Here is a 24,676-nt window from a genome sequence, read left to right as displayed (position 1 = left end):
CTTTGGGCGGAGACTACGCCGATATGGCGTACAGTGCGCTCCGGCTGCAGGCACGAGAAGTCAGTCCTCCTGCGCGTCCTCGTCATCGCCATCGCCAGCGGCGTTTTCGTCGGGCATCTTGGTCAGCAGCAACATGGCGAAGCAGACGCCGCCCGTGGCCAAGCCGAACGAGCCGGCCACGATTCCCTTGCCCAGAATGCCGAACACCAGCGAGAGCACCGCAAGCACCATGCCGAACATGCAGAACACCGCGTACTTATCCAGTTTCATGTCTTGTTCCTTCCGTTTGCGCCATGCAGCGCCGGCACGGCCACGTATTCACGCCATCGTACCGCAAGCGGGGAAGAGACTGCGGGCACCCGCTGCCTTTCGTTCACCTCTCCGGTTACTCGTCATGCTTGCCAAATGGCTTGTTTACGGCATCAGGCTCAATCAGCAATCGGAAAACCGGCCGCACGCAGCTCGGCCACGGCGTCCACAATCGGAATGCGCTCCTGCTCGATCCTCAGATACGTCACGCCCTCGCCGGTGCACAACGCCTCGTACAGCGTGCGTTCCTTGGCGGTCAGCCCCGGTGTTTCACCGATCTTGCGAGGTTCGATGATCGTGTTCTTGTCCGTGTACTCGGTGCCGAACCGCTGATAGCGCCTATAGGCCGGCATGTCCATCAGGATGGAATCGCAGCCGATCCCCGATTCGCGCACTCCGGATAGGATCTCAAGCCCGTCCGCATCCATATCGCCCCAATAGACGACATGCGGTATATCCACGATCCACGGCAGCAGCGTCGCGATGCGATTCGATGCCCAGCCGCCGCCGAAGATGCAGATGCAATCATCAATGCGCGGCAGTTCCTGGTAGTCGTCTTTGTTCTCCACAATCACCGCATATTGGTATTTCGCACAATCCGCGATGACCCAAGGTTCGGTGACGTACAGATCCGGGTAGCCGCGATGGCCCGGGTCGAGGTAGCGCATGCGGATCTCGCCCGGCCTCTCCTCGAAGTCAAGCGACGTGCGGTCGAGCAGCAGGCAAATCGCCTTGCGGCGTTTGGAGCTTGCGGTTCCCAGCCATTTGGCGGAGAATCCGGGGATTGCCACGGCGCGCGGCCTCATGCCGGATGCGTCGTGCTTCTCGAAATAATGAGTGGCCTGCACGACCAGCTCGAAATCAAGGTCGCTCATGCCGTCGAGCTTGCGCACGACCGAGATGAGGATGTCTTCGCCGACGGAAAATTCCTCACGCAGCCGCAACAGTCGCTGCCTTGTAGTGCGGTATCGCCGTGCGCACTGCCGCCCGGCAATCGCCAATGCCGTCCGTTCATCGGGCACCGATACGCGTTCCACCAGTGGCGTCGTGCCGCAATACGCTCCCAGCGAACGGGACTTCTCCTCATACTGACAGCCATGCGATTGCGCCCAGGAACGAATCGCCCTCGCCGTGGCGATGCAGGTGTCCGAATCCTGCATAAGCTCGCTTTTCGTCGGTTTGCGGATACCGAATTCATAGGGCCATTCCGGTTCCACCACTAATCGCTGCTTGTCGAGACGATCCTCGACACGTTTCACAAGCTGTCGTTCGACGCTCGCCGCAAGCTCCTGCTCACGTTGCGTTACACCGACATTGCTCGTATTCGTTGCTGGCATGGGACTTCCTTTCCGGTTTCCGGCTCATGCGCCGATGCCGTGTGCTTGGCGCGGCTGTCTGCGGACGCAGGCAGCCTCGTTATCATCCACCGGATAAACCGCCGGACGAATCAGACCACCCACGCCCATAGACCATCCACCGAGGACGGAATGCCCACGGCTGCTACATGCCCTGGGATTCCCCGCCTTCGGCATCTTCGCCCTTCTGCTCTTCGCCGCTTTCCCCGCTCATATCGGCCGCGATCTCCGATTCAAGCCGGGTGATCTCGTCGGAGGTGATCTCCTGCAGGTAGGAATGACCGTTGGAGGTGTCCTTATAGGCCACGTATGCCTTGGTCGCCACCTCAAGGATCTCGGCCGTCTTGCTTTCCGGCGCGGATACGATCACCTGGAATCCGAGCTTGGGCAGTACGCCTAGGGCGCGCTGTGTGTAGCGTCCGTCGGCCTTGATCAGCGCCTCGTCGAGGAACAGCGTGGTGTAGGTCGGCTGGCCGGTCACATCGCCGCCAAGCAGATAGATCAGCGCGGCGCCGTAGATGAACGACGTAAGCTCCTGCAATGCGCCGCCGGAACGTCCGCCGGTCGAGGTGATGCGCTCGTCCGGCCCGTCCTCATGCTTGACGATCGCATAGAACGAGCAACGGCAACGCGGGTCAAGGTTCTTCGCGCCATAGCTTTTGATGCCGTTCGCATCGCGCACCTGGCTCAGCTCCTGCCGCAGCTGGTCGACCAGCGTACGGCAGCGTGCGAACTGCTTGCGCGTGGCCGCCGGATCGTCCTGATCGCTTTGCTTCCAATCGTTCAGGTCCGCGATGGTGTTCCGCATCAGCCCCACGAACTCGTGGGCCGGCTGGTGCACGTCCACGCTGATCGACAGGCTGCCGTGGCGCGGGCCGAACTGCTGCCCCTTGAGCATCGCGTTGATGCGGTCGAGCTGTTCGTCGATGCGCTTCTTGTCGGTGTCGACGGCGCGCGCGATCTGCATGAAGCTCATGCGCAGCTTCTCAAGGCTGTTCACGTACTCCTCGTCCGTGGCCTTGCGCGTGCTGAGCATGTCGAGGCTGCGAAGCTCCTCGACGTAGAACTTGTATTCCTCCACGCTTGCGGTGACGGTGTTGTCGCCGGGATCGTAGGCCTCCAGATAGTCGGCCATGCGCGTCTCGACATTGGCGCGCATCACATCCGCCTGGTCGTTCAGCGAGGTGATGCGCTTGCGGATCGCATTGGCCATTTTGGTCACGATGAGGTCCGAGTATAGGCCCTCGCCGTTGACGACATTCGAAGTGATGAGCTCCGCACGACTCGTGTTGGGGGAAATGCCGTAGACCGCCTCGTACATGTCGGTGAGCTGATTGGACAACGCGCCGGGCAGCAGCGCATCGTCGAATTCTGCCTTGCCGTACTTGCTGAGCCAATCCTGTTCGACCTGCATGGCGTGCGAGGCGGTGTTCAGGTCGACTCGGGCCCGGGCCCTGGCCATATTGGCCTGGTCGATCTTGGCGTTCAGACCGTCGCGTCGTGCCGTCAGCTTGGCGAGTTCGGGATTGCTGCGAATCTCCTCGATACGCGCCTTCAGATCCTCGACCTTCTGCTCGGCGCCGACCACGTCGACCTTGCTCCAGTCCATATCGGAGATGAAGTTCGCCAACTCCTTCTGGTCACGCAGCAGATCCACCTGACGCTTCGCACGCTCGTGGCGGATCGTGGCCTCGGCCAGATTCTCGATGGCCTTCTCGAGCTTGCGCTGCAACTCGGTCAGGTACCGCTCGTTGACGAAACCGATGATCATATGCGTGTTCTTGATGCCGTGGAAGCCATGCGCCCCGGACTTGAGCTGGCCATCCGTCTGCACCTGGCGTTCGTCGCGGTCATCGTCGTCGATGGTCTGCACGCATTTCGCGTCGAAGCGTTCCGAAGCGACCTGCTCCCTCAACCATCCGGTGAACGGAGAGCCGGCCTTGAACCGCAGCTTGCTGGACATCCAGCCCTTGGTACTGGCCGTGTCGTATGAGGCGTCGGTGTCCACGAACTGCCAGGTGCGGCGGATCATCAGGCGCGGGTCGATGCTGCTGACCTTCTTGGCAAAGCCCTGCTCGTAGCGCTTATCGACCAGAATGGTCTGCGCGATGGGCGCATAGGTCACGTTCATCGCCACACGCCACGCTTCGGAATCCTCGCGTACGTCCATGAGCTCCGCCACATACGGCAGATGCTTGGGATCAAGCCCTACGGCATCGGCCAGCATGCCGCGCGCCTCGTCCATGGCCTGCGTGATGCGGGTCTTCTGGTTGCGCTGGCGATTCAAATCGGCCTGCAGGCTTTCCCGTTCCTTACGGCGATCACGCACCTCGTCGTACATCGCGTCACGCTGGTTCTCGCGCTGCGCCTTGTCGATATCGTAGGAGTCGAGCGCCTGGGCGATGGCGTCACGCTTGATATTCCAGTGCTCCTCGTTGTTCGGCATGGTTTCGCCGGCCTGCTGGAAACGGGCCTGCACGCTTGTGCGCTGCTTGCGCGTCTCCTCGGCGTCGCGGCGTGCGCGTTCAAGATCGCCCTCAAGCCGCTTGAGCGAACCGTCGTCGATGCCGCTGATCTGTTCCTTGACCTCGTTGAGCTCGGTCTCCAGATCGCTGCTTTCACGGCTTGCGGCTTCGAGTTTGCGTTCGTATTCCTCGCATTTGCGTTGCGCGGCCGGCAGACCGGAACGCACTTCGCCTGCCATGCGGGAGTACGCCCATGCGCCGAGCGCGGCATTGCCCTGCTCGTCGTCCGGGTTCACCGCGTCGAATTCGCGGCGGGCCTGCAACGCCTCGGTGTACGCGCCGTACTGGTTCTGGATGTCCCGCAGTTTGGTGATGCGCTTGGCCTTCTCATCCATGCTGCGGAAGTTCTCGTCGTACCGGTCGTAATCGTCGACGGTGGCCCGCGCCAGCTCCAGAGCCTCCGGCACGCCGAGCACGCCCTGCTTGAAGATGTCGTCCAGTCTGGAGGGGGCGTCCGCGGACTGGATCTTATGCAGCAGCCGGCATGCTTCGGGACTCAGTCCCATCTCACGCCAGATGTACGCATGGAAGGCCTCCGCGTTGGGGAAGGAATCGCATTCCGGGTACGTTTTCTTCAGCATGGTGGGGGTGAACGGCGTATCGCGGAATCGGTCCATCTTGCGCGGATCGATTTTCCTGTTCCACGCGATGTACTGCCTGCGCACCTCGCCGCGCCCGTCGCCGGACGCAAGATACAGGAACTTGCCGCAGGACAGCACCGCGCCGGTAGTGCGGTTCAGATAGGTGTCGACGATCGCGCCCCACACGGCCTGCGGGGCATCGTTATCGTCCCGCCCACGCAGGTAGATCGGGGTCTCCCCGTTCTCCCCATCGCTGGAACCGAGCATGCCACGCAGATAGGTGTAGTCGTTACGCTCGGAACGGCCGGAATTGGAGGCCTTGTTATATGGCGTGCCCGTGGGGTACAGCAGGGAGATCTGCGCGTCGACCAGCGTGGACTTGCCGGATTCGCTGGCACCCGCAAGCAGGGTGACCGGCATCTCGTCGCTCATGGACGGCTTGAATTCGTGGTACCCCTCGTACGAACCCCAGTTAATCACCTGACGGCTTTCCAGCATCCACCGGTCCGCGATGATGTGCATGTCGTTATCGGTCATCACTGATCCTCCTCGTTCCCCTTGCCGGATGCGTCATCGGCGTCGAATGATGTGCTTGACGCGGCGGATGCCCACAGATCCAGAGCTTCCTGTTCCGCGGCGGCCCGCGATTCGACGCCTTGCATCTCGTCCGTGCTACGGGCTTCATCCAAGGCACCCTCGGAATCGGCACCCTGTGGGCTCTCTGCGTTTTGCGCGTTCTGCGCGCTCTCGTCAGCAGCGCCCGTCTCGTCAGCAGCATCGATGTCGTCGATACCGTCGATGTCGTTGCCCTCACCGGTGCCGTCACTCTCATCGACATCGTCCGCCGAGACGCCCAGCCACTGATCGGCCACATCGCCATCCAGCACCACGGGCACTAGCGGCGTGATGAGGTACATGTCGTCGCCATCGCTCTGTTCGAGATAACCGTAGGTCATCATGCGGGAGATCGTGGAACGGATCTTCTTCGCCACACTCTCCTCGTCGTTGCTGGAGGCGAGATAGCCGGAACCACTGGCGAGCGCGGCGCGGATCTCGTCATGGCTGATGATCCACCCCTCCGGATCGACCCGCGTGTTCTCGTATTCCAGCACGCGGATGCGCAGGAATGCGAGCGTCGCCGCTTCCTCGCGCGTCAGGCTCGCACGCGTCTTGAGCGAGCGGATGCTGGTTTCCGCGCCATTGACGGGCGCCGCATACATGATGCGGTACTTGCGGTTCTCCTTGAGCTCAAGCAGATCGTTGTTCAACGAACGCGTGACGGCTTCGCGGATACTCGCATCGTCGTGCACCAGCCAGTAGAGATCATCGCTGATGTACCGGTCGCGTTTGAGCGCGATGGCCGCCATACGGGCGTCGGCGGTCATGTCGCCGGTGTCGCCGTTGAACAGTGCGTACGGGTTGGCGACGGCCTGCGCCGGGCGATCGGCGTCGACCTGTTCCGCGCTTTGCACGTCCGTGATGTTCCCCGCGGCTTCCATTGTCTCGTTCGTTTCGTTGTCCATGGCGTTTCCGTCCTGTCCGTTCACTTCGTTCCCATTGTTCCGGCCGTTCCCATCGGCTCGCCCGTATGTCTCCGGCTTCTTCGCTTCGGCGTTCACGCTCACTCCTCCCCCACGATTTCGTCAAGGGTCTGCACGCTTGCCGCCACCGGACGCGTGCGCCACACCCGCGGCGTGCCGTCGAGCGATACGCAATGCCATTGCACGTACTGCGCATCGCCCTGCACGTGCAGCGCGCTCAGGAAACCGACGATCTCGCTTTCGCGGCGTTCGCGCTCGGGAAGGTCGTTGAAGCTGGCGGCAAGATCCACCCGGCCGTCGGCAAGCGTACGCGGCGACTGACGGATCAACGACAGCATGTGCCTTAAGCGCGGCCCGCCGACCTCGATCATGGCTTTGAGATCCGGCGATTCCACGGACGGAATGTCCTCATGGTCCTGCAGGCTCGGCGGCGCGGCATGGATCATCGGCTTCGCCGGGCGGGTCGGCAGCACCGCCAACTGCACGGCGCCCGTGTCGGTGTGGTACGGTCGGGAGGCGCTGCCGGGATTGGCCTTCGCCTCGTCGCTGGTCTTGGCGAACAGCTTGTTGAGCTTGGCGAGCATGGTGCGGTAGCGCGTATCGGTCTGCTGACGGACCAGGCGGCTTACGGCCTCGTCCGAGGCGCGCATCTGGCGGCGCACGTCCTCGATACCCTCGTAGATACGCTCAAGCTCGGCCCTGACCTGGTTGAGCAGCACTCCCGGTTCGCCGGCAAGATAGGGATTCCTGGCGATGTCGCGCACTGCGTCGTCGATTTCACGACGACCCTCTTCGGTGACGATGACCTGGAATGCGTCTTCGAAACGCCTGCCGCTATCGGATTCGCGGAAGGACCGGCGGTATTCGTCATGGTAGGCGCTGAGGATGTTCTCGACGGACATCGCGCCCGCCTGCATACGGCGGCGAAGCGCATCGCCGTTGTCTCGTTCCGCGAGCGCAAGTTCGCGCAGGTCGATGGGCACGCCGCGCAGCGTGTTGTGCACCACGTTGATGATGTCTTCGACCTGCTTGGACGACAGCTGCTCCACAGTGCCGTCGTGTTCGAGCTGCTCGATCTCCTTCTGCCGTTCCTCGATCTCGCGGTTGAGCAGTCTGATGCGCTCGTTCGGATCGGCGGTCAGCTGCATGCGCGCATGCTCGATCTCCATGATGATGCTGTTGGCCTGCGCGCCGGACAGCGCCTGCGTGGTGTCCTCAAGACGGGACAACGCTTCGATCGCCCTATGCGCGCGGGCGGTGAGACGGTACAGATAGCGATGGGACGCCACGTCGAGAGAGTTCGCAAGCCACGCGTAATCGCCGTCGCCTTCGCGCGAAAGCTCCGCAAGAATGCGATGCGCGGCATCGGGCAGCGTCTGGTCGTCCTTGAGCGTGTAATCGCCGCTTTCGACAAGCTGGGACAGCGCCCTGGCGAAGCGCTCTTCAAGCACCTCCCTGGGCAGCTCCCCGGTCAATGGCTCGAACGAGGAACGGAGCAACGCTACATACAGTTGCGAATTGCTGCGCATCAGCAGACGCAGCACACCGGTTTCATACACCGGGCGGAGACGCTCCATCTCAGATCGAATGTCGCCCAACGCCCCTCCTATCGTCACTACACAGCGGCTTTCAGCCCGGTTGTCCATTGTACATTCCGCTCCCACTTTGCCCCGCCGCGTCTCGTCGGAGCGTGACCGACCGCAAACGCGGAACCGGCCCCGTCGCAACATCACATTGCGGCGGGGCCGGTTCCGCACCGACGACTGGCGTTCCTGCATTCAACGGATCACTTGCCGACGGATTTCCTGCGAGCGTACACGCCTGCAGTCGTTCCCGCGCCAAGCAGCAGAACCATCACGGCTGCTACCGCCGCCACGCCGGAACCCGTATTCGCGGACGCCGCGTTTTCGGAGGCGTTTTCCTTCTGCTGCGTACCTGCCGCGGCGGATGTCGCGGAGGAGGCGGAACCGCCGTTTGCCGATGGCTTGGCACCATCGGTCTTGCCGATGCCCGCGCCAACCGCCTTCAGACCGGCGACAGCCTCATCAAGCTGTTTCGCCGCTGCTGTGACCAAGCCATTCTGCTCACTGCTGAACGTGGTGTTGTTCTGCAAAGAGAGCGCCTGTTCATACGCATCGGTCAATGCGGATACGGAATCATCCGTATACTTGCCGGTTTCGGCAAGTTTGGCCTTGGCCTGCGCAATCGGATCGGCGAGCGCCGTCTTGTCGAGCGCGGCGGTCTCGGGGTACATGGACTGATATCCGGCGATGAATCGCTTCGCAAGCTGGTCATACATCTTGGAGTACAGACGCGCTTGGAAGTTCATCACACGAAAACCTGCGGATTTCAGATTCATGTTCCGGTATTCAAGATTATCTGGATCATAGGCACCTTCAGCGAAGGTCATATCAGCAGAATCGGTGGATGATGCGCCCTTACCCGTACCACTGGTATCGAGCGCACTGCCGGTCGCATAGTCGAAAGCCGTGCCATTCTTACCGCTCCACGAGTTAATAATCAGACTCGAGGTACGGAACGGATCGTCGCCGACTCCCATGTAGTTGTAGCCGGCCACCGTTTTGCCGGAGGAAACGGTTTCGCCGTTGTCGTTCACGGAGTAGATCGGATTGCCGTCACCGTCAAGCGGATAGCCGTCCGGACCCCACACGTTATCGGTGACCACGCCGAGACCGTCACGATCGGTATAGCTGCCCATGCGGGTTTCGCGGTACCATGCGTTGCCGGTGGTTGCGGTCGGATGCAGCAGCAGTTCCGCGCCACTTGCCGCATAGTAACGGGCAAGTTCCGGATAGAAATGCCCATCGCGGCAGATGTCGACGCCTGCCTTGAGCGGATTGCCGTTGGCGTCCTTCCACTCGGGGAGCTCGAACATGAGCGGCGTGCTGCCCGGCATGGACCAGGCGGTCTCCTCAGAACCGGCACGGTGCATCTTCTGGAACGAATCGGTATGGCCGTCCGGGAAGGCGACCGCGGCGGAATTGTAGACCTTCTTCACCCCATCGGTGTCGACGATTGGCCCGTTGTCGGGCATCTCGGGCAGGCCGAACACCACGTACATACCATATTTCTTGGCGGCTGCGGCGATCTGCTGCACGTGTTCGCCTCGCGTGGTGTCGCCGTCCGCGCCCTTGACCTTTTCGGCGAGCACGACCTGCATGTAGTCGTCGCTCTTGGCCAGCAACGTGTTGACTTCCGCGTTGGAGGTGTGGGCGTCGTCCTTGCCTTCCGGATCGGTGCTGTCGTATCCGGTGAGGATGGTTTCGGGGAACACGATGATGTCGACGCCCTTGCTGTGCGCCTCGTCGATGTACTTGAGCATCATGCTGGTGTTTGCGTCCTTGTCGCCCCACACCGCGCTTACGTTCGCCACTGCGGCGGTCGGCGCATCCACGGATCCGTAATGGTACGAAAGACTCTGGCCGGATTCCTGCTTATCGGCGAGCTGCGCATACCACTTGGCGTAGTAGTCGGGGTGGAAGTCGTTGGAGACCTTGGTGGCGCTGCCTACGGACAGCCGCAGGTCGGCGTTGTTGACGAGAGCACCTTCCTTGGCGGTGATGATGTTGCCGTTAGCGTTCTGCCCGGCATAGTATTTGGCCTCGCTGAATCCTCCTCGCAGAATCACACTGCCGCCCGGGAAATCGTATGGCTGTTCCCCGTCTTCGCCTGCGTAGCCGTCCTTACCCACCAGATCGGCGCTGGCGATCGTCAACCCGTCGCGGGAGGCGATGGATTCGAGACGGTTCCGGTAGTACCATTCCCAGCCCTTGGCGTCCTTCACACCATCGCCGTCAATATCCGTGTAGCTACGGGATGTCGCAGTCGGATTGACAAGCAGGCTCACGCCCTGCGCCGCATAATATCGTTCGATTTCGGGCTGCGCGTAGGTGTCGTAGCAGATACTCAGACCCATCATGCCCCACTCGGTCTGCAGAATAACCGGCGTGCTGCCTGGCGTGGCCCAGTCACCTTCCACCGGCGCTATCTTCTGATATGCGCTGACCTGACCCTTCGGCGAGATGGCGAAGGCGGAATTGTAGGCGTGATCGGTGTCACCAGGGATCTTCTCGGACGTGCCGTAGATCACCCACATGCCATCCGCTGCGGCGGTTTCTGCCAGTTCACGTGTGATGGGGCTTTCCGTGGTCTCCGCCTGAGAGACGGCCATCCGATAGGCCGCGGAATCCGGATCGCTGGATGATACATAACCAGTGAGCGCCATTTCGGGGAAAACAATCATCTTGACGCCATTGTTATGTGCGTCTGCAATGTATTTAAGCATGCTGTTCTTGTTGGCCTGCTTATCGCCCCATTTGGGATGGAAGTTCACCACGGAAAGCTGCCCCGTCGGAATGGTGCCGGAAGTGACGGTGGAAGCGGTAGCGACCGTGGTACTGGAGTAAGTGTCTGCATAAGCAGGAACGCCCCCTGCGAAGGCCATGGTTGCGCACAGCGCAATACTACCGATTGCCGCAACGGCCGAGGCAAGACGCCGCTTACTCCGAGAACGATTGGCATTAATCGGCTGTTTTGCCAATTGCATGTCGGATTCTGCTGATGCTGTGGTGATGGGATGTTCGGCTTCCGCCATATTCCTTTTCCTCTCTGTTGTCGACTATCTCCGCTTCATCCGGCGAATATCCACAAACGTCCGGGGCGACACTAAAGACAAAGCAAACCTGACATCGCTAACCGCCCTACGGGTGAAACGAGATAATGAGAGGATTGTCGATCACATAGTTTTCTGAATGAATTCTGAACGATTTCCATACGAAACCGTTCACGTTATCAATCGTTTGCCGTGCGGTTTCATGCGGATTTCACGATGATTTTTCCAGCGCTACAATGCCAACTCCACGATGCGCACCGAGGTTATGCCCTCATATGACAACAACGCCCGGATACAGGTGTTCATCCGGGCGTTGCATATCGGTTTCGCGTGCGAGGGAAAGGAAGAAAACCTCGCATGCGGGTTTCAAAAAGACGGCAATACTAAAGGGCTGCGCGCTGCGCGGCCCGTCTGGACGGACATGCCGTGTCCGGCCGCGGGCCGCATCCCCGTGCCATCATGTCAGCGAGGTTGCCGGAAGTGACGGTCACCGATTGGATCGAACGGCGTGTGCGGTTCAAGCTGGTACCAGTATGCCACCGACGCGACGTCATCCTGCCGCTCGAAATTGCCGGCTTCCTCGGTGCCGATCTGCTGCCAGGTGACGCGCAGGTCAGAATCGAAATAAATCGGATCCGGAATGTGCCAGCGGTACAGGCCGCGCATGACGGGTGTGGCCACATCCCAGTAGTCGCTTTCGCGGTGCGCGGCAAGACGCTGCGAATAGGACGGGAATCCCAGGTACGGTCCGGTGAACGTGTTCTCGCGCATGCGGCCATGCTCGTCGAAGTCGGCGAAACTCCACGCGCCGCCGAAGTAGTCTTCCGCTCCGGTGCTGCACCACGTCGGGTACTGTTCATCGCCGTCGATGTACATCTTGACTTCGCCTTCGCCCCACCAGCGGCTTTCCAGCGCGGTCAGCGCAAGGTAGGTGCCGATGTACGCGCCATGGCCGTGCACATTGTCGAGAATCGTGTAGTCACGGGCAATTTCGGTGACGCGTTCGCGGCGCCACTGCGCATGGAAGCGCATCGCATCGGCTGGCAGCGCGTCGTATTCCGTGTAGTCGATTTGGTAGAAGAAGGCCGGCACGTCCTCGTTGTGATCGTTGCGCAGCACAATGCGCGCGTGCTCGAACGGCATGGCGAAATAGCAGTTGAAACCTCGATTTGGCACCACCATGATCGGGATGGAATTGATACGGCAGGCCTGTGCGTGACCGCAGCAGAAGAAATCGCCGATCGGGCACTGCACGGACGGCGTCTCCTCGCCATCCCAATAGAATTCGAGGATGAGATTGCGCAGTACGTTCGGACCGGTCGGGGAAGTGCGGTCGGTGACCGTCATCCAAATGTGGCGAATCACGCCCGGGCCATCGACGTCCATCAGCGTGACCGAATCGCCCGCCTTGATCGTCTGGATGCAAGGGCTGCCCTTACGTGACGGGCCGAGCGCGCTGGCGGCGGTGGCTGCAGTGCCCTTGCCGCCGGTCGGGTTTTCGGCGTTGACGCAACGTGTACGGCCGTGGTCCGTCGCGATTGCTAGCGAATCGAGGGCACCGTTGCCGAAACCGGAAGTCGCCATAGTATTCATTGTTCTCTCCTTTGTTAAACAGCTTGGGAAACGCGGAAATGGGTGCGCCGCCTACCACTGCCGACTATCGTAGATCCCCCTTGCAGTGGGCGCGTCGATAATGCCGGCCACGGTGCTGAAAGCCGCCGCGGCCGGTTGTATCTGTTTTTGCGTTATTTCACAACATCCCAGCGTTGTTGGGTCGCGTTACTTCACTGCACCGGCGGTGATACCCTGCGACAGCTTGCGCTGGAAGATGATGAAGAAGATGATGGTCGGGATGATGCTCAGCAGCGAAGCCGATGCCAGCGTGGTCGCTTCCATGGTGCGCTGGCCCTGCAGGGTGGCGAGTGCCAGCGGAATGGTCTGTACGTCATCGCTCATGAGGAACGCCATCGGAATCATGTATTCGTTCCACGTCCACACGAAGAAGAACACGAACAGCACGCTGATGGTCGGCCAAGAAATTGGCAGCACCACCTTGCGCAGGATTTGCCAGCGAGAGGCGCCGTCGATGGCCGCGGCCTCAAGGATGGCCTGCGGGAACGTGCCGTATACGGAGGACAGCAGATAGGTGCCGTAGGCGCTTTGGATGATGGTGAAGATGATGATGATCGCGAGTTTGGTGTTGTACAGACCGACCTGCTTGAACATGGTGTACAGCGGGTAGAGCAGCGCTTCCTGCGGCATCATGTTGGCGAGCATGATGCCGAGCACGATCCAGGTGTTGCCCTTGACCTTGCCGATGCCGAGCGCGAAGGAGTTGAGCACCGACAGCACGACCGCCGCGACAGCCACCACTAGGGAGATGATGAAGCTGTTCCAGAACTTCAGCGGGAAGTTGGTGGTAGTCCAGAAGGAGATGATGCCCTCCATGGTGAAGTGCTTCGGCAGGGAGAGCGGGCCGGTGGCGTTGTAATCGGCGGAGGTCTTGAACGCGTTGACGGTCAGGACGAGCAGCGGGAACAGGACGAGCAGAGCTCCGGCGACGAGCAGGATCAGGGTGATCCAGTCACCTGCGGAACGCACGTGCTGCGTTTTCTTCGAGGCCTTGCGCGCGGCGGCCGTGGACATGGAATAAGTCATGATGGCACCTTTGCTTTTCGGATTTTTAGTATGTTCTTGCGATTGTTTTTCGGGTTTTCTCTCAGACGAGTTCCTTCTCGACGTGCTTCTGCACGAGGGTGAACACGATGGAGAAGACGATGATTACCACAGTCAGCGCTGTGGAGATTGCGGCACCGTAGCCCACCTGCTGTACCTGGAAGAACTGGTTGTAGGAGTAGTACGACGGAACCGTGGTGGAGGTGCCCGGACCGCCCTTGGTGAGCAGGTAGACCGGAGCGAAGGTCTTCAGTGCGCCGATGGTTGCGGTGAGGATGACCACCAGCAGTTCAGGGATGATGGACGGCAGGGTGACCACGCGGAACTTCTGCCACCAGTTGGCGCCGTCAAGACCTGCGGCCTCGTAGAGTTCCGGATCGACGCGCTGCAGGCCCGACATGAAGATGACGATCGGGTAGCCGAGCTGGATCCACACCAGGATGAACATGAGGATCGGCAGTGCGCTGTCAGGGCTGCCCAGCCAGTTGTGCTGCAATGCACCCAAGCCGATCTTGGCGAGCAGTGCGTTGACGGCACCGTCCTCCGGGCGGAAGATCCAGCCCATGATGATTGCGGCGACGGCCACCGGAAGCAGCTGCGGCAAATAGAACAGCGCGCGCAGGAAGGAAGCGGTTTTGCCGCCGAACTTCTTTTGGATCACGTCGGTGAGCAGAGACGAGATGAACAGGCCGAGGATGGTAGGGATGACCACGATAGCCACGATGATCCAGAACGAGTTAGCGAAGGAAATCCAGAACGTCGAATCGGAGAACAGGCGTTTCCAGTTTTTCAGGCCGACCCACTTGACGGGACCGACGCCACGCCAGCGGGTGAAGCTCAGGTAGATGTTCCAGATGAACGGAACAACAACTACCGCGAACAGGCCGATGAGGCCGGGGATGAGGTATGGAACGAATTTCGCGGAGCGGTTGCCGGGAAGTCTCGACATGGAGGCTTCGTGCTTGGTCTTTTGAGACATTGCAAGTCCTTTGAAATGTTGATGATCCGAGGGATTTCCGATGGATTGTTCTGTGATGACGCACGATTTGGCGCGATGCGACGTGCGGAATGTATGGGGGAGGAAAGGGTTGGTGCGGTCCGCCCGAAGGCGGGCCGCACCATTATTGGAGTTGGAATGGAAAGGAAGGATCGGTTGTTTTTAGTTGTTCTTGACGCCCATATCCTCGACGCCGGTGTCGTACTTCTCGTGGATGTTCTTGAGCACGTCTGCCGGCTTCTTGGTGCCGTTGACCAGCTCCTGGAACTCCGCTGGAACCGCGTCGGTGAGGTTGGAGGCCGCGTAATCCGGGTAGTAGCTGAGCTTGCCGTCCTTGGCGTAGGAATCGTATTCCTCGATCATGGCCTTGCTCTTCGCGTCGGTGATCTTGCTGGTGTCTGCCGCTACCGGAATGCCGCCTGCGTTGCCGAGGAAGTTCTGCACATCATCGGAGAGGACGTAGTCGATGAACTTGGCGGACAGATCCTTGTGGTGCGACTTCTCGGGAATCACCAGCAGGTTGCCTGCGCAGCCGACTGCGTAGTTGGATTCCGGCATGACGGCCGCGTCCCAATCGAACGACTTGATCTGCTTGACGAAACGGCCCTGGTTCCAAGTACCAGTCTGGTAGATCGGATATTCGCCCTTGATGAAGGCCTGCGTGGTGTCCTCGGCCTTCATGCCAGTGGCGTTGCGGGAGATGAAGCCCTTGTCAAGCCACTCGTTGATGGTCTTGACGGAGTTGGTCAGCACTTTGGAATTCCAGTCGACGTCACCCCTGTACAGCTGCCAGTTGTCGATGAACTTGGAGTCGGCATTCTTGGAAACGAGCTGCCACCACAGCCACATCACGCCGTATTCCTGCGCGTCGGCTGCAATCGGGGTCACGCCGGCGTCCACGAACTTCTGGCAGGCGTCCACGAACTCGTCGTAGGTGGTCGGAATCTTGATGTTGTACTTGGCGAACAGGTCCTTGTTGTAGTAGACGCGCTGGAATTCAGCGTAGCTGGTCATACCGTACCAGGTATCGCCGTCCATGATGCCGTTCTCGTCGTACTTGGCGACTGCTGCGTTTGCGCCGGTCACCTTCTTGTCCCAGCCGTACTGCTTGACATAGTCGCCGAGGTCGGTGAGCAGGCCCATGGTGGAGAGCACGCCGGCGGAGCCGTTGCCGCGGTTGGATTCCATGAGGTCTGGCGCTTCGTCGGAGTTCAGGAATTGGCTGCCGTTCTGCGCGATCTGGGTAAAGGACTTGCGCTCGAAGTTGATCTTGACGCCGGTCTCTTTTTCGAAGGCCTTGGCAGCGCGTCTCCAAGCCTGGGTCTGCCCCGCATCATCTTCCTCGTAGTACCAGAACGAAAGGCTCGCCGGCTTCTCATCGTCCTGCGCGCTGTCGTTTCCGCAGGCCGCCAAACACGTCAGCGACATCGCTGCGACGGCCACGGCCGCAAGACCTTGTTTGATATTCATGTTCTTCCTCCTTGAAGGGACTTCTTGTGCTATTCAGTTATGAAATCCAATGTTGTTGAAACGTTTCGAAAGCAGCTACGCCAAAACCCGCAATTGTTCTACGGCGACGTCGTCTGCGACGCATACAGGAATCGAATCGTTTCGAATTCAGTTATGGAAATCCGCCTTACACAGACGGACAGCAACCCGCCCGGCGATTACCCGACGCCGACCTCGGCAACGGAGCCCCGACACCGCATCACCGGTTTCGAGAGCTCGACCACGCCCTTGATATCGACGTACCGTTCAATCGCATCCACCAGCAATCCCACCGCCTTGGAACAGAGCTCCTGCGGCATAACCGGCATTTCGGTGATCGGCTGCGTCATCAGCTCGCCCTCGAAATACGTCCCACACGACAGCACCGACACATCCCCGGGCACGGACAGGCCCACGGCCTGCATTTCCTGAAGCACCTGGTTGAGCACATTCGCGCTGGCCTGGTTGATGATCGCGGTCGGTCTATCCCCGGTACAGAACACATTGCGCACGAAATCCGCGGCATCGAACTGGCCGAACGCATGTTTGGAGGATTCGACGATCCGCATCCCCAGCTCCTCGGCATGAGCCATCAGGCTTTCCCTAAACAGCAGCACATACCCCGAACCACGCTCATAGTCGGACTCGTTGTCACGCAGGAACACCACATTGCGACGCCCCTTGCCATACAGGCAGTCGGCGGCCTGCCGACCCGCCAAGGCGAAATCGATATCCACGCACGCGCATTCGCTATGCTCGCTCGGAAGACCGATGGCCACGCAGGGCTTCGAGTACGATCCCGCCTCCGCCGCGCGATCGTCGTGCTCCTCGATATCGAGCAGCACGACACCGTCGACCAGATTGCTCTGCGTCACACGGCGAAGATCGCCCACGGCATCCTCACCGGTCAGCAGAAGCACGTCATAGCCCCTGTCCTTCGCCTGCCAAGCGGTATGCAGGAAGTAGGCGTTGTATTTCGCCTGATTGATGTCGCCGCGAATCGGTGCACTCAATGCAATAATCTGATTGCGCACGCCACGCATTTTACGGGCGCTGGCATCCGGCGTATAGCCAAGCTTCTCCACCGCAGCCATGACTTTGCCGGTGGTCTTGGCGGAAATGGAACGTTTCCCGGAAAGCACATAGGAAACCGTGCTGACGGACACACCAGCGGCACGAGCCACATCCTTAATGCCTGCCATATCACACTCTCCTATCATTCCCGACAACCATGCCGCCAGTGTTCCATCATGCGCAGACGGGTGCCGGCAACCAACAGCGGGACACACCCCCAGCCGCTTCGCCACAGGGCATGAACCAACTTGTCTCAGACTGACTTTTCGATTGCCGAATACTGAATATTCAGAATCGAATCGTTTCGTCGAAACGTTTCACTCATAGTAACGCCCACATCTCTGCATGTCAATTCCACGACACGCGCTACTCCTCAACTATCCAGTAACAGCAAACAAACTCCACCAAACGACAATCAAGACCCTCATTCACAAGCTAACACCCCACAGAGGTACACGACTAAATAAGTCGCGGAACGTGGCAAAACTGCGGCCTATTTCGCTTACGTGTGGCAGATTTCGGGTTTTCGATATCGCTATCTCGCTTATCTGTGGCACGTATCGCGCGATATGCCGAGTACGAGCGTTGGAATTCCAACGCTCGTACTTCGCGTATCCCGGTTTCGGTGCCACAGATAAGCGAGATAGCAAAACAGAAGGGGGCAAATCTGCCACACATAGGCGAGATACAAGGAAAACACGCAATATGACTCGATCGGCAATGCCGAACCAGCCCCGCCACAGCACACCGCAGCCAGGTACCGTTTCGACACTGTCTCATGGTTCGTATCACTACGTGGACACCACCGCTGCAAAAACAACAGCAAACCATGCAAAACGACAAATGCCGATTATGCACGGTCACGCACCCATATAATGCGAACTGTTGGGGAGTTCCTTTTCCCGAGCATTCGCTCAATGCTGATTCTTCCCAACCATCGGCATCTCCCGATGTATCTCCTGACAGGGTGGAACCATCGATCTTGCTGTGTGGTTCCACCTTTGTACTTTCCCCTATTCCTTGCACACCATTTTTAAGACACGTCAACGGCGGCCGTGCTCTTCCTATCCCCATCAGGCACGAAAAAGGGGCCGTCTTCAAAGAAGACAAGCCCCCATATTATCCAGCTATCCAACTGCCGCCCTCAGAACCGCACTTGAGCAATCACGCCCTCAGGACTTCGCGGGAATCGGCATCGGAATATCGGCCCGGCAATCAGATCTGCGCGAACGCCTGCTCCAAATCGGCGATGAGGTCGTCCGCATCCTCCAGGCCGACGGACAGGCGGATCAGGTTGGCGGGAACCTCAAGCGTGGTGCCGGCCACGGAGGCGTGGGTCATGGCACCCGGATGCTCGATCAGGGATTCCACACCGCCCAGGGATTCCGCCAAGGTGAACACCTCGGTGGCACCGGCAAACTTCTTGGCCGCTTCGAATCCGGCTGCGATCTGGATGGAGATCATGCCGCCGAAGCCGCCGTGCATCTGGCGCGCCGCGATCTCGTGGCCCGGGTGCGATTCGAGGCCCGGGTACCATACGCGCTCCACTTCGGGGCGGGTTTCCAGCCACTGCGCGATCTTCAACGCGTTGCGGCTGTGCTGCTTGACGCGCAGGTCGAGGGTCTTGAGGCCGCGGATGTCCAGCCAGGAGTCGAACGGCGAGGGCACGGCACCGGCGGCGTTCTGCAGGAACGCTACGGCGTCGCGGATCTCCTCATCATTCAGAACGACCGCGCCGCCGACCACGTCGGAGTGGCCGCCGATGTACTTGGTGGTGGAGTAGACCACCACGTCGGCACCGTCGTCCAGCGGATGCTGCAATACCGGCGAGGCGAAGGTGTTGTCCACCACGACCTTGGTGCCGTGCGCGTGCGCCACGGCGGCGGTGGCGGCGATGTCGGTGATGTTGAGCAGCGGGTTGGACGGGGTCTCCACCCAGATGTAGGCGTACTGCTTCTTCGCGAGCGCGGCGGACACGGCTGCGGTGTCGGTGATGTCGACCACGTCGAGGCCGATGCCCCACGGCACGAACACCTTGGAGAGCAGACGGTAGGTGCCGCCGTACACGTCGTTGCCGAGCAGGATGTTGTCGCCGGGCTTCAGGGTGGAGCGCAGCAGCACGTCGATGGCGGCGAGGCCCGAGGAGAAGCTCAGCGCGTATGTCGCGCCTTCCACGCTGGCGAGCTGCTCGTCGAAGGAATTGCGGGTCGGGTTGATGGAACGGCTGTAGTCGTAGCCGTGGCGCAGACCGCCGACGCCGTCCTGCTTGAAAGTGGAGGTCATGTAGATCGGCGTGACCACGGCGCCGGTGGTCGGATCGGGCTCCTGGCCTGCGTGGATGGCGCGGGTGGCGCGGGCGGAGGCGTTGAGGGCTGCGGTGTTGGTGGAGATGGTCATGATGTTGGTCCTTTGCTGGTTGAAATCGTTGGGTTGGTTGTTGTGTAAGAACTGATTGTCTGTAGTGACTGTGGAGAGGTTGCGTTTGCGATGCTCGGGAATCCGCATGCCGTCACAGGTACTGTTCGGCGAGACTCGGCTTGGTGGTGCGGTCCACCACATCGCCGAATCCGTTGGCGCGCATCCAGTCGTCGTTGAAGATCTTCTCCAGGTAGCTGCGCCCGGAATCGGGAAGCAGTACGACGACGGTCTGGTTCTCGTCAAGATCGTGCTTACGTGCGTATTTCACCGCGGAGACGACGGCCATGCCGGCCGATCCACCGACCAGCAGGCCTTCCTCGGCAGCGAGGCGACGGGTCATTTCGAAGGCCTCGGCGTCGGCGACCTGCACGATCTCGTCCGGCAGGTCTCGGTCGAAGGCCTTCGGGTAGAAGTCCTCGCCCACGCCTTCGATCTTGTACTGGTGCACGTCGCTCGGATCGGAGTAGATGGAGCCTTCCGGGTCGGAGCCGATCACCTGCACCTTGCCGTCGGACACCTCCTTGAGATAGCGCCCGGTGCCGGAGATGGTGCCGCCGGTGCCGATGCCGGCCACGAAATGCGTGACCTTGTGGTCGGTGGCCTGCCAGATTTCCGGGCCGGTGGTGTGGTAGTGGCTTTCCGGTCCGTTCGGATTGTCGTACTGGTTGGGACGGTAGCCTCCGGGGATCTCCTGCGCGAGACGTTCGGCGACCTGATAGTAGGAGCGCGGATCGTTCGGACCGGCGTCGGTGGGGGTCACGATCACTTCGGCGCCATAGGCTCGCAACACTGCGCGCTTGGCTTCGGAAACCTTGTCAGGCATGGTAAAGATCGCGCGGTATCCACGCTGCTGGGCGACCATGGCCAGGCCGACGCCGGTGTTGCCGGAGGTCGGTTCCACGATCACACCGCCCGGCTTCAGCTCGCCGCTTCGTTCGGCGGCGTCGACGATGCGCTCGGCGATGCGATCCTTGGACGAGCCGCCGGGGTTGAAGTATTCGACCTTGGCCGCGATGGTGGCCTTGATGCCGTCGGTCACATGGTTGAGACGGATGAGCGGGGTGTTGCCGATGAGTTCCGAGGTGCTGTTGTAGATGGTCATGGTCGCTGCTTTCTGTTGGTTCGTGTGTGTTGTTCTTGCGAACCGACGTCCGGATGCGGACGGGCAGAAACCATGTGTTGCTGAAATATCGCGTTCCAGGTGTTGCGGAATCGTACCGCCGATATGCGGTATGCGTATGCGTGGCCAAGGAACCGATATGCCGATTCCGCAGGTACCGTGTGATTCCGATTGCGACGACTGCTGTCGCGAAGAATGCGTTCTATTTCAAGTTATGCGTCACTGACCGTGCGCCCCCAGGCGTCGGTTAGCGACAACAACATGAAATGAAATGCATGGTTCGTACTGTAGCACGCGTATCGACAACGGTGCGCCGAAGCATCCTGGCCGCCGGCGCGTAAAACCTTTCACCCGGTGATGCCAGGCACACTGCGGGCATGCCCTAAGCCTTGGAATTCCCGCGCATCCGGCAACCTGCAAAACAACGCTTTCCCAAGTGTCTCACTATGTGGTCATCCATGGTTCGGCATGACCTACGGCCATAGCTACGGCAACAGCAACCCTACAGCAACAACAACCTGGCTACAACGAAGCGGCCTCGATCAGCGAGCGCGTGTACGCGGTACGCGGGTCGCCAAGGATCCGCGCGGTCGGACCACTCTCCTCCACCCGCCCGTCATGCAACACCATCACACGGTCGGCGATATGCTGCACCACGCCAAGATCATGAGAGACCATGACGAGCGACATACCGGGATTCGCCTGCCTGATGGCCGCAAAGGCATCAAGGATACGAACGCGGGCGGCCACGTCGATGGCGCTCATCGGCTCATCGGCGAGGATGATGCACGGATCGGCCACGATGGCGCGCGCGATGGCCACACGCTGTGCCTGCCCTCCGGACAGGTCGACGGGGTATCGCGCGGCGAACGTCTTCGGATCAAGACCGACCGCACGCAACGCACGATCGACCCGTGAGACGATCTCGTCATCGCCCGGTCCGTCACGTCGAAGCCTCAACGGCTCCCCCACCGTACGCGCCACCCGCCAACGCGGGTCGAGCGAGCCGAACGGGTCCTGGAACACCAATCCGGTCTCGTCGCGCAGTGCACGGCTCGCCGCCGAGTCGTGCGATGGCGAAAGCCGTTGCCCACGGTACGTGATCTCACCCGAATCGGCTGGTTCCAGCCCGAACAGCACGCGCGTCAATGTCGATTTGCCCGACCCCGAAGCGCCGATGATCGCCAGGCACTCCCTCTCGCGCACGTCGATGTCCACGTCGAACAGCACCTGCCGGCGGTCTCGTTTCGTCCCGAAGCTCTTGCAGATGCCCCGCCCCTGCAGCACGGTTTCACTCATCGTCATGGCTCCTCTCAGCGGCCGTCACGCCCGAAAACCCACGAGTCGAGACCTCCGCATCTCGCCGCAGCGTGAGCATTCTCGCCGCACCGACCAATCGACGTGCGGGTTCGCCCTGCGGATCGTGCAGTATGTCGGCGGTCCTGCCCGATTCGGCAATCGCACCGCCGTCAAGCACATAACAGCGCGTGGTGGCGCGCGACAACACGGCGAAATCGTGGGTGATGAACAGCATCGACGCGCCGGCACCGTCGACCAGCGATGTCAGCAGATCGACGATCTGGCGTTGCGTGATCGAATCCAATGCCGTGGTCGGCTCGTCGGCGATGATGAATTTCGGCGACGTGATGAGCGCGGTGGCGATGCCGACGCGCTGCTGCTGGCCGCCAGACAGCTCATGCGGGTATTTGAGCAGCGCATCCTGCGGCAGGCCGACCTTGTCGAGCATCGCCTTGACACGCTCGACACGCTCATCAAGCGACAGGTCGTAATGCAGGTACAACGGCAGGCCGACCTGCTGGGCGACCGTCATCACCGGGTTCAGCGCCGCCGCCGGATTCTGGAACACCATGCCCATATACCGTCCGCGCAGGTCGGCCATGGCGGTATCGTCCAGCCCGACCAGCTGCTTGCCGCCGGCCACGATCGAACCGCCCACCCGCGCCGTCTCGGGCAGCAATCCCATCACCGCCTTGGCGATCATGGATTTGCCCGACCCGGACGAGCCGATCAGGCCGACCCGCTCGCCGTCGGCGATATCCATGGACACGTCGTGCACGATGCGTTTCGAGCCGACCGTAATGTCCAGATCACGAATCTCGATGCTCATGCGGCCTCCCTCAGCTCGGGATTGGTCAGCGGATCCGCCGCATCACGCAGCGCATCACCGAACAGATGCAAAGCAATCACCGTCAGCGTCACGACCAGACCGGGCCACAGCACGGTCATCGGGTAGATACTGATGAATTTCACGGATGTGGCAAGGGAATGTCCCCAGCTCGGCACGCCCGCTCCCACGCCGACGCCCAGGTAGGTCAGGCCGGATTCGGCCAGTATCGACGTGCCCGCGCTCATCGACAGCTGCACCAGCAGCACCGGCATCGCATTGGGCACGATATGCGTCAGGAACACCCGCATGCCGGAAGCGCCCGACCACACCGCCGACTCCACATACCGCGAACGCGCGGCAAGCATGGCCGCAGGTCTTACGATACGCGCCAGGTTCAATCCATAGGCGAATCCGCATGCTGCCACGATCACCGCCGCCGAAGCGCCGAACGGCACGGTGAGCATCAGGGCGATCAGCACGGTCGGAATCGAGATCAGCGCGTCGACCAGTACCACCGATGTGGACCGCAGAGCCGATGCGCGCGACACCATGGCGGCGACCAGCGCCAGACCGAACACTCCGGCCACGATGACCGTCAGCACCGCGATGATGAGATTCGTGCGCGATCCGGCCATCAGCCAGCTCAGCACGTCGGCACCGACGCCGTCCGTTCCCAGCGGATGCGCCCCCGTAGGGGCCTGCCAGGCATGGAACCCGTCGGCATCGAGCAACGCATGCGGGGTCCAGACGAGCGAGACGAGCGAGACGATCACCCATATCCCAAGCACGATCAGCGCGTATTTGCCGCTTGCCTTGCGCCACATCGAGCGCACGATCACACGGGCAGCAGTCATCACAGCACCTCCCCCGAACCGATGGACGCGTTCTTCAGCCGCGGGTCGAGCACGCGATGCGCCATATCGACCACCAGTCCCAGCAGCAGGAAGAACGCCGCCAGCAGGAACAGTTCGCTTTGCACGGCGATCAGATCGCGGTTGCCTACGTCGGTGACGAGCATCGCGCCAAGACCGGGCAGCGCGAACAGGTTCTCGACCACCATCACGCCCGTCACCATTTGGGCGAACGTCAATCCGGCGACCGACACCAATTGCGGCAGCGACAGACGCAAACCGACGCGCAGCAGCGCCTGCCGGCGGGTCATACCGCACGCCATCGCCATGGCCACTGCCTGGGATTGCGCGGCATCGCCCAACGCCGCACGCGTGTAGCGCATGATGCCCGCGCCTGCGGTAATGCCGGTGGCCAATGCGGGCAGCACCAGCGAAGCGGCCGCACGCCCAAAATTCGCCCAGCCGTTGTTCGGGAACCCCTGCGAGGGCAGGACCGGCAGCAGTCCCGACCCGCGGGAGAACAGCAGGATCAGCAGCAGGCCGCTCCACAAGGCGGGAACGGCACCGCCGACGATGGCGAGCGCGTGGAACAGCCCGCGCAGCCGCGTGTTTCTGGTGATGACGGCCGCGCATCCGAGCGGCAGGCCGATGAGCAGCGCGATGATAAGGCTGAGTACGATGAGCGGGAACGTGACCGCGGCACGGGCGCCGACCTGGGAGGCGACCGACTTGCCGCTGATGGCGGACATGCCGAGGTCGCCGTGCAGGAGTCCTGCGAGCCAATCGCCGTATTGCACGATCAGCGGTCTGTCGAGTCCCATCTGCGTACGCAGTGCGGCGATGCGGGCCGCCGTGGCGTTCGTTCCGGCCATGACGGCCGCGACGTCGCCGGGCAGTATGCGCAATGCCACGAACACCAGTATCGACAGTCCGAACAGAGCCGCTACGAACAGCCCGAACCGCTTGGCCACGAATCCCAT

Annotated in this window: 17 protein-coding genes; all 17 read right to left on the bottom strand. The window is 61.1% G+C overall.

Going from position 1 to position 24,676, the window contains the following annotated elements; genetic code table 11:
- Positions 1-60 precede the first annotated feature (60 nt).
- The 17 genes from G1C98_RS02415 to G1C98_RS02335 all read right to left on the bottom strand — a co-directional run bounded on the left by G1C98_RS02415 (position 61) and on the right by G1C98_RS02335 (position 24,676).
- Positions 61-270, bottom strand: coding sequence for a hypothetical protein (locus tag G1C98_RS02415; RefSeq protein WP_169078877.1), 210 nt, complete (start codon positions 268-270; stop codon positions 61-63).
- Between the two features lie 158 nt (positions 271-428).
- Positions 429-1,646, bottom strand: a complete 1,218-nt coding sequence (locus G1C98_RS02410; protein ID WP_169078875.1) for a DUF3322 and DUF2220 domain-containing protein — start codon at positions 1,644-1,646, stop codon at positions 429-431.
- Positions 1,647-1,809: 163 nt separating this feature from the next.
- On the bottom strand, positions 1,810-5,307 hold the full coding sequence (locus G1C98_RS02405; protein ID WP_169078873.1) for an ATP-binding protein: 3,498 nt from the start codon (positions 5,305-5,307) through the stop codon (positions 1,810-1,812).
- Positions 5,307-6,293 (bottom strand): DUF4194 domain-containing protein, encoded by a 987-nt coding sequence (locus G1C98_RS02400; RefSeq protein ID WP_240944884.1) that lies wholly within the window; start codon positions 6,291-6,293, stop codon positions 5,307-5,309. Before G1C98_RS02400 ends, G1C98_RS02405 begins: the two co-directional genes overlap by 1 nt.
- Positions 6,294-6,391: 98 nt before the next feature.
- A complete protein-coding gene (locus tag G1C98_RS02395; RefSeq protein WP_169079174.1) occupies positions 6,392-7,888 on the bottom strand; it encodes a DUF3375 domain-containing protein in 1,497 nt (498 codons plus the stop codon).
- 209 nt (positions 7,889-8,097) lie between these two features.
- On the bottom strand, positions 8,098-10,926 hold the full coding sequence (locus G1C98_RS02390; RefSeq protein ID WP_169078871.1) for a carbon-nitrogen hydrolase family protein: 2,829 nt from the start codon (positions 10,924-10,926) through the stop codon (positions 8,098-8,100).
- A gap of 480 nt (positions 10,927-11,406) precedes the next feature.
- A complete protein-coding gene (locus tag G1C98_RS02385; RefSeq protein ID WP_169078869.1) occupies positions 11,407-12,537 on the bottom strand; it encodes a glycoside hydrolase family 172 protein in 1,131 nt (376 codons plus the stop codon).
- A gap of 186 nt (positions 12,538-12,723) precedes the next feature.
- Positions 12,724-13,602, bottom strand: a complete 879-nt coding sequence (locus G1C98_RS02380) for a carbohydrate ABC transporter permease (protein ID WP_003806530.1) — start codon at positions 13,600-13,602, stop codon at positions 12,724-12,726.
- Between the two features lie 61 nt (positions 13,603-13,663).
- Complete coding sequence (locus G1C98_RS02375; RefSeq protein ID WP_003806528.1) at positions 13,664-14,599, bottom strand: carbohydrate ABC transporter permease; 936 nt, start codon at positions 14,597-14,599, stop codon at positions 13,664-13,666.
- Between the two features lie 180 nt (positions 14,600-14,779).
- A complete protein-coding gene (locus G1C98_RS02370; protein WP_169078867.1) occupies positions 14,780-16,087 on the bottom strand; it encodes an ABC transporter substrate-binding protein in 1,308 nt (435 codons plus the stop codon).
- A gap of 197 nt (positions 16,088-16,284) precedes the next feature.
- On the bottom strand, positions 16,285-17,307 hold the full coding sequence (locus G1C98_RS02365; protein ID WP_169078865.1) for a LacI family DNA-binding transcriptional regulator: 1,023 nt from the start codon (positions 17,305-17,307) through the stop codon (positions 16,285-16,287).
- A gap of 1,087 nt (positions 17,308-18,394) precedes the next feature.
- Entirely contained in the window at positions 18,395-19,576 is a 1,182-nt protein-coding gene (locus tag G1C98_RS02360; RefSeq protein WP_169078863.1) for a cystathionine gamma-synthase, read from the bottom strand.
- Positions 19,577-19,688: 112 nt separating this feature from the next.
- Complete coding sequence (locus tag G1C98_RS02355; RefSeq protein ID WP_169078861.1) at positions 19,689-20,699, bottom strand: cystathionine beta-synthase; 1,011 nt, start codon at positions 20,697-20,699, stop codon at positions 19,689-19,691.
- Positions 20,700-21,239: 540 nt separating this feature from the next.
- Positions 21,240-22,016 (bottom strand): ABC transporter ATP-binding protein, encoded by a 777-nt coding sequence (locus G1C98_RS02350; protein WP_169078859.1) that lies wholly within the window; start codon positions 22,014-22,016, stop codon positions 21,240-21,242.
- On the bottom strand, positions 22,009-22,845 hold the full coding sequence (locus G1C98_RS02345) for an ABC transporter ATP-binding protein (RefSeq protein WP_169078858.1): 837 nt from the start codon (positions 22,843-22,845) through the stop codon (positions 22,009-22,011). The genes G1C98_RS02350 and G1C98_RS02345 overlap by 8 nt, the downstream gene beginning before the upstream one ends.
- Positions 22,842-23,699, bottom strand: a complete 858-nt coding sequence (locus G1C98_RS02340; RefSeq protein ID WP_169078856.1) for an ABC transporter permease — start codon at positions 23,697-23,699, stop codon at positions 22,842-22,844. Before G1C98_RS02340 ends, G1C98_RS02345 begins: the two co-directional genes overlap by 4 nt.
- A complete protein-coding gene (locus G1C98_RS02335) occupies positions 23,699-24,676 on the bottom strand; it encodes an ABC transporter permease (protein ID WP_169078854.1) in 978 nt (325 codons plus the stop codon). The genes G1C98_RS02340 and G1C98_RS02335 overlap by 1 nt, the downstream gene beginning before the upstream one ends.

The organism is Bifidobacterium erythrocebi (assembly GCF_012932675.1).
GTDB classification, from domain to species: domain Bacteria; phylum Actinomycetota; class Actinomycetes; order Actinomycetales; family Bifidobacteriaceae; genus Bifidobacterium; species Bifidobacterium erythrocebi.
This window is presented reverse-complemented; position numbering and strand designations above follow the sequence as displayed.

Bases quoted from the DNA above. Each gene is read 5' to 3' on its own strand.
- G1C98_RS02415 (WP_169078877.1), bottom strand. From the start codon at position 270: ATGAAACTGGATAAGTACGCGGTGTTCTGCATGTTCGGCATGGTGCTT.
- G1C98_RS02410 (WP_169078875.1), bottom strand. From the start codon at position 1,646: ATGCCAGCAACGAATACGAGCAATGTCGGTGTAACGCAACGTGAGCAG.
- G1C98_RS02405 (WP_169078873.1), bottom strand. From the start codon at position 5,307: ATGACCGATAACGACATGCACATCATCGCGGACCGGTGGATGCTGGAA.
- G1C98_RS02400 (WP_240944884.1), bottom strand. From the start codon at position 6,293: ATGGACAACGAAACGAACGAGACAATGGAAGCCGCGGGGAACATCACG.
- G1C98_RS02395 (WP_169079174.1), bottom strand. From the start codon at position 7,888: ATGGAGCGTCTCCGCCCGGTGTATGAAACCGGTGTGCTGCGTCTGCTG.
- G1C98_RS02390 (WP_169078871.1), bottom strand. From the start codon at position 10,926: ATGGCGGAAGCCGAACATCCCATCACCACAGCATCAGCAGAATCCGAC.
- G1C98_RS02385 (WP_169078869.1), bottom strand. From the start codon at position 12,537: ATGAATACTATGGCGACTTCCGGTTTCGGCAACGGTGCCCTCGATTCG.
- G1C98_RS02380 (WP_003806530.1), bottom strand. From the start codon at position 13,602: ATGACTTATTCCATGTCCACGGCCGCCGCGCGCAAGGCCTCGAAGAAA.
- G1C98_RS02375 (WP_003806528.1), bottom strand. From the start codon at position 14,599: ATGTCTCAAAAGACCAAGCACGAAGCCTCCATGTCGAGACTTCCCGGC.
- G1C98_RS02370 (WP_169078867.1), bottom strand. From the start codon at position 16,087: ATGAATATCAAACAAGGTCTTGCGGCCGTGGCCGTCGCAGCGATGTCG.
- G1C98_RS02365 (WP_169078865.1), bottom strand. From the start codon at position 17,307: ATGGCAGGCATTAAGGATGTGGCTCGTGCCGCTGGTGTGTCCGTCAGC.
- G1C98_RS02360 (WP_169078863.1), bottom strand. From the start codon at position 19,576: ATGACCATCTCCACCAACACCGCAGCCCTCAACGCCTCCGCCCGCGCC.
- G1C98_RS02355 (WP_169078861.1), bottom strand. From the start codon at position 20,699: ATGACCATCTACAACAGCACCTCGGAACTCATCGGCAACACCCCGCTC.
- G1C98_RS02350 (WP_169078859.1), bottom strand. From the start codon at position 22,016: ATGAGTGAAACCGTGCTGCAGGGGCGGGGCATCTGCAAGAGCTTCGGG.
- G1C98_RS02345 (WP_169078858.1), bottom strand. From the start codon at position 22,845: ATGAGCATCGAGATTCGTGATCTGGACATTACGGTCGGCTCGAAACGC.
- G1C98_RS02340 (WP_169078856.1), bottom strand. From the start codon at position 23,699: ATGACTGCTGCCCGTGTGATCGTGCGCTCGATGTGGCGCAAGGCAAGC.
- G1C98_RS02335 (WP_169078854.1), bottom strand. From the start codon at position 24,676: ATGGGATTCGTGGCCAAGCGGTTCGGGCTGTTCGTAGCGGCTCTGTTC.